Annotated in this window: 10 protein-coding genes and 1 tRNA gene; 9 read left to right on the forward strand and 2 right to left on the reverse strand. The window is 73.8% G+C overall.

Features of this window, described 5'->3' with window-relative positions:
* Positions 1-80 precede the first annotated feature (80 nt).
* A complete protein-coding gene (locus HEK131_RS03975; protein ID WP_018549700.1) occupies positions 81-362 on the forward strand; it encodes an HU family DNA-binding protein in 282 nt (93 codons plus the stop codon).
* A gap of 66 nt (positions 363-428) precedes the next feature.
* Here HEK131_RS03975 and murA read toward each other — a convergent pair whose 3' ends face one another.
* Entirely contained in the window at positions 429-1769 is a 1341-nt protein-coding gene (gene murA / locus HEK131_RS03980; RefSeq protein WP_031182632.1) for a UDP-N-acetylglucosamine 1-carboxyvinyltransferase, read from the reverse strand.
* Between the two features lie 248 nt (positions 1770-2017).
* Between murA and HEK131_RS03985 the strand changes: the two genes are divergently transcribed.
* From HEK131_RS03985 to HEK131_RS04015, 7 genes are all read left to right on the forward strand, one after another.
* Positions 2018-2590 (forward strand): YqgE/AlgH family protein, encoded by a 573-nt coding sequence (locus tag HEK131_RS03985; protein WP_217462439.1) that lies wholly within the window; start codon positions 2018-2020, stop codon positions 2588-2590.
* Between the two features lie 29 nt (positions 2591-2619).
* Entirely contained in the window at positions 2620-2904 is a 285-nt protein-coding gene (locus HEK131_RS03990) for a DUF3039 domain-containing protein (protein ID WP_030810948.1), read from the forward strand.
* Positions 2905-3152: 248 nt separating this feature from the next.
* Positions 3153-4826 carry a beta-N-acetylhexosaminidase gene (locus HEK131_RS03995; protein WP_244451934.1) on the forward strand — a complete coding sequence of 558 codons (1674 nt, stop codon included), beginning with the start codon at positions 3153-3155 and terminating at the stop codon, positions 4824-4826.
* A gap of 224 nt (positions 4827-5050) precedes the next feature.
* Positions 5051-5944: an FAD binding domain-containing protein gene (locus HEK131_RS04000; protein ID WP_031182629.1), complete on the forward strand. Its 894-nt coding sequence runs from the start codon at positions 5051-5053 to the stop codon at positions 5942-5944.
* On the forward strand, positions 5941-7413 hold the full coding sequence (locus HEK131_RS04005) for a (2Fe-2S)-binding protein (protein WP_244333687.1): 1473 nt from the start codon (positions 5941-5943) through the stop codon (positions 7411-7413). The genes HEK131_RS04000 and HEK131_RS04005 overlap by 4 nt, the downstream gene beginning before the upstream one ends.
* Positions 7410-9716, forward strand: coding sequence for a xanthine dehydrogenase family protein molybdopterin-binding subunit (locus HEK131_RS04010; RefSeq protein WP_217462437.1), 2307 nt, complete (start codon positions 7410-7412; stop codon positions 9714-9716). The genes HEK131_RS04005 and HEK131_RS04010 overlap by 4 nt, the downstream gene beginning before the upstream one ends.
* A 166-nt stretch (positions 9717-9882) precedes the next feature.
* Positions 9883-11037: an SUKH-4 family immunity protein gene (locus tag HEK131_RS04015; RefSeq protein ID WP_244333688.1), complete on the forward strand. Its 1155-nt coding sequence runs from the start codon at positions 9883-9885 to the stop codon at positions 11035-11037.
* Between the two features lie 97 nt (positions 11038-11134).
* Here HEK131_RS04015 and HEK131_RS04020 read toward each other — a convergent pair.
* Positions 11135-11206, reverse strand: a tRNA-Cys gene (locus HEK131_RS04020).
* A gap of 177 nt (positions 11207-11383) precedes the next feature.
* Here HEK131_RS04020 and HEK131_RS04025 point away from each other — a divergent pair.
* Positions 11384-12787 carry an MFS transporter gene (locus tag HEK131_RS04025; RefSeq protein WP_244333689.1) on the forward strand — a complete coding sequence of 468 codons (1404 nt, stop codon included), beginning with the start codon at positions 11384-11386 and terminating at the stop codon, positions 12785-12787.
* Positions 12788-12923 lie beyond the last annotated feature (136 nt).

Genomic DNA, 12923 nt, shown 5'->3' on the forward strand with positions numbered 1-12923 from the left:
GGATGCGTCTCTGGGCGCGAGCGCATCGGCATCGATCTCACCTCACGCCTCATTGGCAAGAAGAACACGGGAGTAAGAACATGAACCGCAGTGAGCTGGTGGCCGCGCTGGCCGACCGCGCCGAGGTGACCCGCAAGGACGCCGACGCCGTGCTGGCCGCGTTCGCCGAGGTCGTCGGCGACATCGTCTCCAAGGGCGACGAGAAGGTCACCATCCCCGGCTTCCTGACCTTCGAGCGCACCCACCGTGCCGCTCGGACCGCGCGCAACCCGCAGACCGGTGAGCCCATCAACATCCCGGCCGGCTTCAGCGTGAAGGTCTCCGCGGGCTCGAAGCTCAAGGAAGCGGCAAAGGGTAAGTAACCCCGACAACGCGAAATGGGCGGTCCCCCGATCGGGGGACCGCCCATTTCGCGTTCTGCGTGGGACCTAGCCGAGCGCCTTGCCCGGCAGCTCGACCTTCGCGCCCAGTTCCACGAGCTTCTCCATGAAGTTCTCGTAGCCGCGGTTGATCAGGTCGATGCCGTGGACCCGCGAGGTGCCCTCGGCGGCCAGGGCCGCGATCAGGTACGAGAAGCCGCCACGCAGGTCGGGGATGACCAGGTCGGCGCCCTGGAGCTTGGTCGGGCCGGAGACGACCGCCGAGTGCAGGAAGTTCCGCGCGCCGAAGCGGCAGTCCGAGCCGCCCAGGCACTCGCGGTAGAGCTGGATGTGCGCGCCCATCTGGTTCAGCGCGGAGGTGAAGCCGAGGCGGGACTCGTAGACCGTCTCGTGGACGATGGACAGGCCCGTGGCCTGGGTGAGGGCCACCACCAGCGGCTGCTGCCAGTCGGTCTGGAAGCCGGGGTGCACGTCCGTCTCCAGCGCGATGGACTTGAGCTGGCCGCCGGGGTGCCAGAAGCGGATGCCCTCGTCGTCGATCTCGAAGGCGCCGCCGACCTTGCGGTAGGTGTTCAGGAACGTCATCATCGAGCGCTGCTGGGCGCCCCGGACGTAGATGTTGCCGCCGGTCGCCAGCGCCGCCGAAGCCCAGGACGCGGCCTCCAGGCGGTCCGGGAGGGCGCGGTGGTTGTAGCCGCCCAGCGAGTCCACACCGGTGATGCGGATCGTCCGGTCGGTGTCCATGGCGATGATCGCGCCCATCTTCTGCAGTACGCAGATGAGGTCCTCGATCTCGGGCTCCACGGCCGCGTTGGACAGCTCGGTGACGCCCTCGGCCAGTACGGCCGTCAGCAGCACCTGCTCGGTCGCGCCCACCGACGGGTACGGCAGGTCGATCTTCGTGCCGCGCAGCCGCTGCGGGGCCTCCAGGTACTGCCCGTCCGCACGCTTCTCGATGGTCGCGCCGAACTGGCGCAGCACGTCGAAGTGGAAGTCGATCGGACGGCCGCCGATGTCGCAGCCGCCGAGGCCGGGGATGAAGGCGTGACCCAGTCGGTGCAGCAGCGGGCCGCAGAACAGGATCGGGATACGGCTGGAACCCGCGTGGGCGTCGATGTCGGCGACGTTCGCGCTCTCGACGTAGGTCGGGTCCAGGATCAGCTCGCCCGGCTCCTCGCCCGGACGCACCGTCACGCCGTGCAACTGGAGCAGGCCGCGCACGACCCGCACGTCACGGATGTCCGGGACGTTGCGCAGGCGGCTGGGCGCGCTGCCCAGGAGGGCGGCGACCATGGCCTTCGGCACGAGGTTCTTCGCACCGCGGACACGGATCTCGCCCTCCAGCGGGGTTCCGCCGTGGACAAGCAGGACATCGTCGTTGACGGTCATGAATCTCGCGTTCCGATGAGTCGGGCAGGGGTCGGCCGATCACTTTGCGCAGGGGCCGGAGAGACAGGGTAATCGCCGATCACCCCCCGCCCGTAAGCCCGAGCACCCGCCAGCCGTGTCACAACACGAACTGTTTCCCCGCGGGTACGTCGGGTCACCGGCCCGCCGCACCCCTCGAAGGGACGTGCTCCCTGTTCATGTGCCTCCCGGCTCCCCACGCGGGCCCGAGATGCGGGATCATGTCTGGCATGACCGAGGTGTCATCGCTCACAGGGCGGCTGCTCGTGGCAACCCCCGCTCTGGCGGACCCGAACTTCGATCGCGCGGTGGTGCTCCTCCTCGACCACGACGAGGAGGGTTCCCTGGGAGTGGTCCTCAACCGCCCCACCCCGGTGGACGTGCGCGACGTGCTGGCCGACTGGGCGGCCCTGGCGGGCGAGCCCGGCGTGGTCTTCCAGGGCGGGCCCGTCTCGCTGGACTCCGCGCTCGGCATCGCCGTGGTCCCCGGCGGCGGCGAGGGGGAGGGCGCGCCGCTGGGCTGGCGCCGGGTGCACGGCGCGATCGGCCTGGTCGACCTGGAGACCCCGCCCGAACTGGTCGCCTCCGCCCTCGGCGCGCTGCGCATCTTCGCCGGGTACGCGGGCTGGGGGCCGGGCCAGCTCCAGGACGAGCTGGACCAGGGCGCCTGGTACGTGGTCGAGTCCGAGCCGGGCGACATCTCCTCCCCGGCCCCGGAGCGGCTGTGGCGCGAGGTGCTGCGCCGCCAGCGCGGAGACCTGGCGATGGTGGCCACGTATCCGGACGACCCATCGCTCAACTGATGCCTGTGAGCTTCAGTACCCTTGGCCGTATGAGCACTCTTGAGCCCGAGCGCGGGACTGGTACGGGGACCCTCGTAGAGCCGACGCCGCAGGTGTCCCACGGCGACGGCGACCATGAGCGCTTCGCCCACTACGTCCAGAAGGACAAGATCATGGCGAGCGCCCTGGACGGTACCCCCGTCGTGGCGCTGTGCGGCAAGGTCTGGGTGCCCGGCCGCGACCCGAAGAAGTACCCCGTCTGCCCCATGTGCAAAGAGATCTACGAGTCCATGAGCAGCGGTGGCGACAAGGGCGGGGACAAGGACAAGAAGTAACGGCCCCCCGGCCCGGCACGACAAGGCCCCAGGAGCGCGCGCACGCGTTCCGGGGCCTTGGCGCTTTTCCGGGCCGCGCGCGGTCCCGCGGATTCGGTCCGGCGCGCTTCCCGGCCCATTTCCGGGCCCTCGCCGCGCGTGTTTCCCAGGCTCCCGCGCGTGTTTCGCCGAGCGCCTGGGCAGCGTCCCCGTGATACGGATTCCGGGCTGTGCACCGAGGGATTTCGGGGACTGAAGTGACGCGTGAGATTCCGGATGTGATTCCGGCGCCGATCGGGACGGAAGAGGGCCCCGGCGAAGGGTTCGTCCTCGGGCCCGGCACCGGTCTGGCGGCCGGGGGAGAGGACGCTCACGGCACCGAGCGGTGGCTGCGGACCACCCTGGGCGCGGCCACCGGCTACGCCCTGGCCCCGGCCGACGGCACCGGCGAGAACGCCGTACGGCTCCGCGTGGACCCCCGCGTCACCGGGGAACTCGGCGCCGAGGGCTACCGGCTCGACATCACGCCCACCGGCGCCGACCTGCGCGGAGGAGGTCCGGCCGGGCTGTTCTGGGGCGCCCAGACGCTACGGCAACTGCTCGGCCCCGACGCCTTCCGGCGGGCCCCGCTGCCCGGCCGGACCTGGCGGCTGCCGCCGGTGCGCATCACCGACGCGCCCCGCTTCGGCTGGCGCGGCATGCTGCTCGACGTGGCCCGGCACTTCATGCCCAAGGAAGGCGTGCTGCGCTATCTCGATCTGCTGGCCGCGCACAAACTCAACGTCCTCCACCTGCATCTGACGGACGATCAGGGATGGCGGATCGAGATCGGCCGGTACCCGAGGCTCACCGGGACCGGTTCCTGGCGCGCGCGGACCAAATTCGGCCACCGCTCGTCCCCTCTGTGGGAGGCGAAACCGCACGGCGGCCACTACACCCAGGACGACATCCGGGAGATCGTCTCCTACGCCGCCGAACGCCATATCACCGTCGTCCCGGAAATCGATCTTCCCGGCCACTCCCAGGCCGCCATCGCCGCCTATCCGGAACTCGGCAACACCGACGCCGTCGACACCTCCGCCCTCGCCGTCCGGGACGACTGGGGGATCTCCCCGTACGTGCTCGCCCCCACCGAGGCCGTCCTGCGCTTCTACGAGGGCGTGCTCGAAGAGGTGCTGGAGCTGTTCCCGTCGCCCTTCGTGCACCTCGGCGGCGACGAGTGCCCGCCGGACCAGTGGCGGAGATCGCCCACCGCGCGGGCCCGCGCGGCGGAACTCGGGCTCGCGGACGTGGACGGGCTGCGCTCCTGGTTCGCCGGCCACTTCGGCGCCTGGCTCGCCGCGCGCGGGCGCAGGCTCGCCGGCTGGGACGAGATCCTCGACGGCCCGCTGCCGCCCGGCGCGGTGGTCTCCTCCTGGCGCGGTCACCGGGGCGGCCGTACCGCCGCGCGGGCCGGGCACGACGTGGTCATGTGCCCCGAGCAGCACGTCTACCTCGACCACCGGCAGGCGCCCGGCCCGGACGAACCGGTGCCCATCGGCTACGTGCGCACCCTGGCCGACGTCTACCGGTTCGAGCCCGTCCCGGACGGCCTCACCGCCGAGGAGGCCCGCCATGTGCTGGGCGCCCAGGCCAATGTGTGGACCGAGGTGACCGAGGACGCCGGACGCGTCGACTACCAGGTCTTCCCCCGGCTCGCCGCGTTCGCCGAGGTCGTCTGGAGTCCGCCGCCCGAGCCCGGCGGGCGGGACCTCGCGGACTTCGAGCGCCGGATGGGCGCCCACTACCGGCGACTCGACGCGCTCGGCGTCGCCTACCGCCCGCCCGGCGGCCCCCATCCCTGGCAGCGGCGCCCCGGAGTACCGGGACGTCCCTTCGCCGGACCGCCCGCCGAGCCGGAACCCCCGGCCCCCGTGCCCTCGGACGCCCACCCGGACGCGTAACGGGAGAACCACCCGGACATCACCGAAGAGGGTCAATCGGACCCACCCGAAGATGCTGGTGTAAACGGGACCATCCGCCCGATGGAGTGGGTCAACACCCCTTGGCCGACCCGCGCGTCCGAGCCTTGCGAAGATGTGCCAGAGTTGCCACGTCCGCCCTGTCAGCACGTACCGTACGGCAGCACAGGCGCGACCAGGTGGGGCAGCGGGAAGGGGCAGCCGGTTTGACCACGCACGCACCGCAGGCGGCACAGGCCGTCACGCTGCCCACGACGCTGGACGAGGCGGTGGCAGCCCTGACCGCCATGCCCGCCGCGGTCCCCGTCGCCGGCGGCACCGACCTCATGGCCGCCGTCAACTCCGGCCAGCTCAGGCCCGCCGCGCTGGTCGGCCTCGGCCGGATCAGCGAGATCCGCGGCTGGCAGTACCAGGACGGCCACGCCCTGCTCGGCGCCGGCCTCACCCACGCCCGCATGGGCCGCCCCGACTTCGCTGCGCTGATCCCGGCGCTCGCCGCCGCCGCGCGCGCCGCCGGACCGCCGCACATCCGCAATGCGGGCACCCTCGGCGGCAACATCGCCTCCGCCGCCCCGACCGGCGACGCGCTGCCGGTGCTGGCCGCGCTGGAGGCGACGCTGATCGTCGCGGGCCCGGACGGCGCCCGCCGCGAGGTCCCCGTCTCGCACCTGCTGGCCGGCGTGGAGATGCTGCGCGGCGGCGAACTCATCGGCTACGTCCGGGTCCCGCTGCTGCATGCCCCCCAGGTCTTCCTCAAGGCCACCGGGCGCACCGGGCCCGGCCGCTCGGTCGCCTCCGTCGCCCTCGTCCTCGACCCCGCCCGGCGCGGAGTGCGGTGCGCGGTGGGCGCCATAGCGCCCATGCCGCTGCGCCCGCTGGACGCCGAGCAGTGGGTCGCGCAGCTCATCGACTGGGACAACGACCGCGCGCTCGTCCCCGAAGCCCTCCAGGCGTTCGGCGAGTACGTCGCCGCGGCCTGCATCCCCGACCCGGTGCCGGAGCCGGACGGCACGGTCGTCCCGCTGCCGCCCGCGGTACTGCACCTGCGGCGCACCGTCGCCGCGCTGGCCCGACGAGCACTGGGGAGGGCGCTGTCGTGACGGACGACCAGCATGGACACGGAGACGACACGTCCCAGGGCGGGGGCCGCTGGAACCCGCTGCCCCAGGGCGAGTACGACGACGGCGCGACCGCCTTCGTCCAGCTCCCCGAGGGCGGCATCGACGCCCTGCTGGCCGGTGACAGCCCGCTGGCCGCGCCGGGCCACGGCTTCGTGCCGCCGCGGATAACGACCCCGCCGGAGGGCGAGGGCCACCACGCCTGGGGCGCGCCCCAGGACCAGTGGCCCGCGCAGGACACCGCCGCGCCCCAGCAGCCGCACGGCGACGACCGGTTCACCTACCAGCCCGAGGCGCAGGGGCACTGGACCACCGAGGAGTCCGCCGCCGCGCCCGGCCACGACGTCACCGGGCAGTGGTCCGTGCCGGTCGCCGGGGGCGAGCTGCCCGACGAGTCCGGCGAGTTCACCACCTCCGCCCTGGCCGAGCAGTGGGGCGCCGCCCCGCCGGTCCTGCCCGGCGGCGCCGCCGCGCCCTGGGTCACCGACACCATCGGCGGGGCCTGGGGGCCGCAGGAGCCCGCGGCGCCCGAGCCGGAAGAGGCCGGCCCCGGCTACGAGCACGAACCCGCCGAGTCCGCGGAGTCCGCCGACCCCGGCGACCTCGGCGAGGACGCCGGGAGCCCCGCGGAGGCCCCTGAGGGCGTCTCTGACGGCCCGTCGGCCGAAGAGGCGTACGAGGAGCCGGAGGCGGCCCTCGAGGCCACGGAAGAGCCTCTCGCGGCCGACGAGGCGGACACCGCCGTCGAGGCCGCCGAGGACGAGGACGAGGCCCCGCCGCCACCGCCCCAGGACGAACACCCCCTCGCCTCCTACGTGCTGCGCGTCAACGGCGCCGACCGGCCCGTCACCGACGCCTGGATCGGCGAGTCCCTGCTCTACGTGCTGCGCGAGCGGCTCGGCCTCGCGGGCGCCAAGGACGGCTGCTCGCAGGGCGAGTGCGGGGCGTGCAACGTCCAGGTCGACGGACGGCTCGTGGCCTCCTGCCTGGTCCCCGGCGTCACCGCCGCGGGCAGCGAGGTCCGCACCGTCGAGGGCCTGGCCGCCGGCGGTCACCCCTCCGACGTGCAGCGGGCGCTCGCCCGGTGCGGCGCCGTGCAGTGCGGCTTCTGCGTACCCGGCATCGCCATGACCCTGCACGACCTGCTGGAGGGCAACCCCGCCCCCACCGAGCTGGAGACCCGCCAGGCGCTCTGCGGCAACCTCTGCCGCTGCTCCGGCTACCGGGGCGTCCTCGACGCCGTCCGCGAGGTCGTCGCCGAGCGCGAGGCCGGTATCGGCGCCGACGTGGAGCCGGACGCCGACACCGCGCGCATCCCGCACCAGGCACCCCCCGGCTCCGGCGGCGTCAACCCCTCGGCGTTCGAAGCACCCGGCGTCTTCGGGGCGTTCGGTGCCCCGCAGGACCACCCGCACGACCCGCACCACGGCCAGGACGGAGGCCAGGCGTGAGCGACGAAGCCGCCACCGCGACCACGGCGGCGGAAGCCCCCGCGGCCGAGCCGCTGCCGCACGGCCTGGGCGCTTCCCTGCCCCACGCCGACGCCCGCGCCAAGACCGAGGGCACCTTCCCCTACGCGGCCGACCTGTGGGCCGAGGGCCTGCTGTGGGCCGCCGTGCTGCGCTCCCCGCACGCGCACGCGCGCATCCTCTCCATCGACACCACGCACGCGCGCGCCATGCCCGGCGTGCGCGCCGTCGTCACCCACGAGGACGTGCCCGGCACCTCCCGGCACGGCCGGGGCACCCCGGACCGGCCGGTGTTCGCCTCCGAGGTCGTGCGCCACCACGGCGAGCCCATCGCCGCCGTCGCCGCCGACCACCCCGACACCGCGCGGATGGCCGCCGCCGCCGTCATCGTCGAGTACGAACCGCTCGACCCGATCACCGACCCCGAGCGGGCCTTCGAGGCCGAACCGCTGCACCCGGACGGCAATCTGATCCGGCACATCCCGCTGCGCCACGGCGACCCCGACGCGGCCGGCGAGATCGTCGTCGAGGGCCTGTACCGCATCGGCCGTCAGGACCCGGCGCCCATCGGCGCCGAGGCCGGGCTCGCCGTACCGCGTCCCGACGGCGGGGTGGAGCTGTACCTCGCCTCCACCGACCCGCACAGCGACCGCAACACCGCCGCCGCCTGCTTCGGGCTGCCCGCCGACCGCGTGAAGATCGTCGTCACCGGCGTGCCCGGCGCCACCGCGGACCGCGAGGACCAGGGCTTCCAGTTGCCGCTCGGCCTGCTCGCGCTGCGCACCGGCTGCCCGGTGAAGCTCACCGCGAGCCGCGAGGAGTCCTTCCTCGGGCACGCCCACCGCCACCCCACCCTGCTGCGCTACCGCCACCACGCCGACGCCGAGGGAAGACTCGTCAAGGTCGAGGCGCAGATCCTGCTGGACGCGGGCGCCTACGCCGACACCTCCGCCGACGCCCTGGCCGCCGCGGTCTCCTTCGCGTGCGGCCCCTATGTCGTCCCGAACGCCTTCATCGAGGGCTGGGCGGTACGCACCAACAACCCGCCCTCCGGTCATGTGCGCGGCGAGGGCGCCATGCAGGTGTGCGCCGCCTACGAGGCGCAGATGGACAAGCTGGCCAGGAAGCTGGGCCTGGACCCGGCCGAGGTGCGCCTGCGCAACGTCCTGGCCACCGGTGACGTCCTGCCCATCGGCCAGACCGTGACCTGCCCGGCCCCGGTGGCCGAACTCCTCCAGGCGGTACGGGACTTCCCGCTCCCGTCGCTGCCCAAGGACGGCCCGGAGGAGGACTGGCTGCTGCCCGGCGGCCCCGAGGGCGCGGGCGAGCCGGGCGCGGTGCGCCGGGGCGTCGGCTACGCGCTCGGGATGGTCCACATGCTCGGCGCCGAGGGCACCGACGAGGTGTCCACCGCGACCGTCCGGGTCCACGACGGCGTGGCGACCGTGCTGTGCGCGGCCGTGGAGGCCGGGCAGGGCTTCACCACGCTGGCCCGCCAGATCGTGCAGGAGACGCTCGGCATCGACGAGGTGCACGTCGCGCCGGTCGACACCGACCAGCCCCCGGCCGGCCCCGGCTGCCGCGGCCGCCACACCTGGGTCTCCGGCGGGGCGGTGGAGCGGGCGGCCAAAATGGTCCGCACCCAGCTCCTGCAGCCGCTGGCGCACAAGTTCGGCATGTCCACCGAGCTGCTCCAGATCACCGACGGCAAGATCACTTCGTACGACGGGGTGCTCTCCACCACCGTCACCGAGGCGCTGGAGGGCAAGGAACTGTGGGCCACCGCCCAGTGCCGCCCCCATCCGACCGAGCCGCTGGACGGCGCCGGCCAGGGTGACGCCTTCGTCGGCCTCGCCTTCTGCGCGATCCGCGCGGTGGTCGACGTCGACGTGGAGCTGGGCTCCGTCCGGGTGGTGGAGCTGGCGGTCGCGCAGGACGTGGGCCGGGTGCTCAACCCGGCACAGTTGGCGGCGCGGATCGAGGGCGGTGTCACGCAGGGCGTGGGCATCGCGCTCACCGAGAACCTGCGTACGCCGCGCGGGCTGATCCGCCACCCCGACCTCACCGGGTACGCGCTGCCGACCGCGCTGGACGCGCCGGACATCCGGATCGTGAAGCTGGTCGAGGAGCGGGACGTGGTGGCGCCGTTCGGCGCGAAGCCGGTCAGCGCGGTGCCGGTGGTGACCTCGCCCGCGGCGATCGCGTCGGCGGTGCGGGCGGCCACCGGGCGGCCGGTGAACCGGCTGCCGATCCGGCCGCAGGCCGCGGTGGTCAACGCGCGGTGAGCGCCGGCCGGTGAACTCCGGCGCTCCGCCCAGGCAACGCGAACGCCTCCTGGCGCGTCTTCCTCTCCGGGGCGTTGTCAGTGGTGCGGCGTAGGGTCCTTGAAGTCGGGGACGGCCGCCGCGCGCGGAGCCCGCCGTATCGAGGAAGATCGCGGGGGAGCGAGCCATGAGCATGACCGATGCCGGGGTCACAGGGATCACTTTGACCGAGGCCGAGCTGGACCGCTGGGTCACGCACGCGCCGACACGCGGACTGCTCACCGGGCCCGGACTGCCCCCGGACACCGGCCTGCTGACCTTCGCCCCGCTGCGCACGCACGGGCTGCGCAGGCTCGCCGACGCGACCGACGGGCCGTGCCGGCTCGCGGACGAGCTGCGGGACCGGCTGGTCATCGGCGAACTGCTCAACCCGGCCGGGATGGAGCGCGAGTCGATACTGCTCGACGGCGCCACCGGCGAGATCACCACCGCGTACCTCGTCGACCCCTCCGGCGCGCGGCCCTTCGCGCCCTCGCTGAACACCATGCTGCGCTTCGCCGCCGTCACCGAGGAACTGGCGGGCCTGCGCGGCCGGTTCGCCTCCCTGGCCGGGCAGTACGGGCCGGGCGCGGTCACCGAGGCGTCCCGGCGGCTGCTGGCGCTGTTCGAGGAGGGCACGGACGGCGCGGTCCCGGCGTACTGGAAGGCGGCGGCGCTGATCCGCCCGCTGTCCCTGGTCGCCGCGCCGGGGCTGGGCGGTCTCTCGCTGGAGATGCCGGGTCGGCTGCTGGACCAGGAGTTCGGGCACGGGCGCGTGGCCCGCTTCGAGGAGGTCGACTTCCCGGCCACGCTCACCCACGAGCCGACGCGCCGCTTCCTGCGCGAGACGGGGCTGCCGGAGGAGGCGGTGCTGTCCCGCGCCGACACCGATGTGCCGCTGCCGACGCTGACGGAGTACTTCACCTCGGAGTGCGAGGACCACCCCCTGGACCGGCTCCCGGCCCACGCCGACCACCTGATCCGCCTCGGCGACCTGACGGCGGACACCATCCTCGTCCTGGACGGCCGCACCGGCGCGATCCTCACCTACTCCGAGCCGGACGCCGCCCTCCACCCCCTCAACACCGACGTCTCCACCCTCGCGTACACCCTCTGGCTCCTCCACCACGAACGCACCATCGACGACCACCTGTCGCACGAACTGACGACGACGGCGTACGACCACCTCGCGGCCGCCATGATCGACACCCTGACCACCCTCGACCCCACGGGCACGTCCCCCGTCCCGACCTGGCACTACTGGACGGAGCTGCTGCGGGACGAGGCGGGCGGGGTTCTCTGAGGTCTTCCGGCGATTGTCCGCCGTCCGTCCGGGACGAGGAAAGGGCGGCACCCTGTGAGGGGTGCCGCCCTTTCGGTCTGCCTGGGTCAGGCAACCGAGGCCGTGGCGGGGATCGAACCCGCGTAACTCGCTTTGCAGGCGAGTCCCTGAGCCACTCGGGCACACGGCCGTGTGTCGTGGAACGAACGTAGGGCGGGGTGGGGGAGGGGACAAGGAGGGCGGGCGGGGTGCAACGCGACTGCCATGCCGTGTTCATGTGGGGGCGGGGGGCTTACGGCCAAGGGTGTAGGGCGGGTAGGGCTCGGGACAGGGGTCAAAGCGGGGTGTGGGCCTTACGCTGGCCGGTATGGCCGCCCTTGAGTCTTCCGACAGTGTCGTCGCCGGCATAGCCGGCCCGGAGGACGAGGGCGGGGTGCTCGGGCGGGCGCACCGGGCGCTCAGCGTGGGGATCGTCTCCGTCGTGCTGCTCATCGCGTTCGAGGCGACCGCCATCGGCACCGTGATGCCGGTCGCGGCGCGCGAGCTGGACGGGGTCTCGCTGTACGCCTTCGCGTTCTCCGGGTACTTCACCACCAGCCTCACCGGCATGGTGCTCGCCGGGCAGTGGGCGGACCGGCGCGGACCGCTCGCCGCGCTGGCCACCGGGATCGGCGCCTTCGCGGGCGGGCTCGTGGTGTCCGGGACCGCGCAGGTCATGTGGGTGTTCATCCTGGGGCGCGCGGTGCAGGGGTTCGGCGGCGGGCTGGTGATCGTCGCCGTGTACGTGGTCGTCGGCCGGGCCTACCCCGAGCGGCTGCGGCCCGCGATCATGGCGAGCTTCGCCGCCGCGTGGGTCGTGCCCTCCATCGTCGGCCCCCTCGCCTCCGGCGCCGTCGCGGAACACCTCGGCTGGCGGTGGGTCTTCCTCGGCATCCCCCTCCTCGTGCTGCTTCCGCTGGGCCTCGCCCTCCCGCAGATCCGGCGCCGGGCGGGCGGGCCGGTGGACCACGACGCCGGTACCCCCGCCTTCGACCGGCGGCGCATCCGGCTCGCGCTAGCCGTCTCGCTGGGCGCCGGGCTCGTGCAGTACGCGGCCCAGGACCTGCGCCCGCTCTCGCTGGTGCCCGGTCTCCTCGGCGCCGCCCTGCTGGTGCCCGCCGTGCGGCTGCTGCTGCCGAGAGGGACGTACCGGGCGGTGCGCGGGCTGCCCTCGGTCGTGCTGCTGCGCGGGCTGTCGGCGGGGTCGTTCATCGCCGCCGAGTCCTTCGTACCGCTGATGCTCGTCACCCAGCGCGGGCTGTCGCCGACGCTCGCCGGGTTCTCGCTGGCCGCGGGCGGGCTGACGTGGGCCGCGGCGTCGTGGATGCAGTCGCGGCCCCGGATGGAGCCGCACCGGGAGCGGCTGATGACCTTCGGCATGGTGCTGGTGGCGGCCGCCATCGCCGCCGCGCCCGCGGTGCTCGTGCCCGCCGTGCCGGTGTGGACCGTCGCCGTCGCGTGGGGGTTCGGCTGCTTCGGGATGGGCCTGGTGATCTCCTCCACCAGCGTGCTCCTGCTGAAGCTGTCCGCCCCGGCCGAGGCCGGCGCCAACTCCGCCGCCCTGCAGATCTCCGACGCCCTCTCCAACGTCGTCCTCCTGGCCACCGCCGGTGCCGCCTTCGCCACCCTCGGCTCCGACGGCACCCCCGCCTTCGCGTCCGTCTTCCTGCCCATGGCCGGGGTGGCGCTGGTGGGGGCGTGGGTGACGACCCGGCTGAGGGCGGCGGACTGAGCGCGAGGACCTCCCGGCCCGGCACCAGGACCGACTGTGACCTCGGTCCCACCCGCCTGCGCCGCCGCCTCGTCCGAGCCCGGCGGAGCCGATGGCGCCGGTAGGGTGGCCCGGTTGTCATACGTAGCCGAGCCGC

Source organism: Streptomyces seoulensis, assembly GCF_022846655.1.
Lineage (GTDB): Bacteria > Actinomycetota > Actinomycetes > Streptomycetales > Streptomycetaceae > Streptomyces.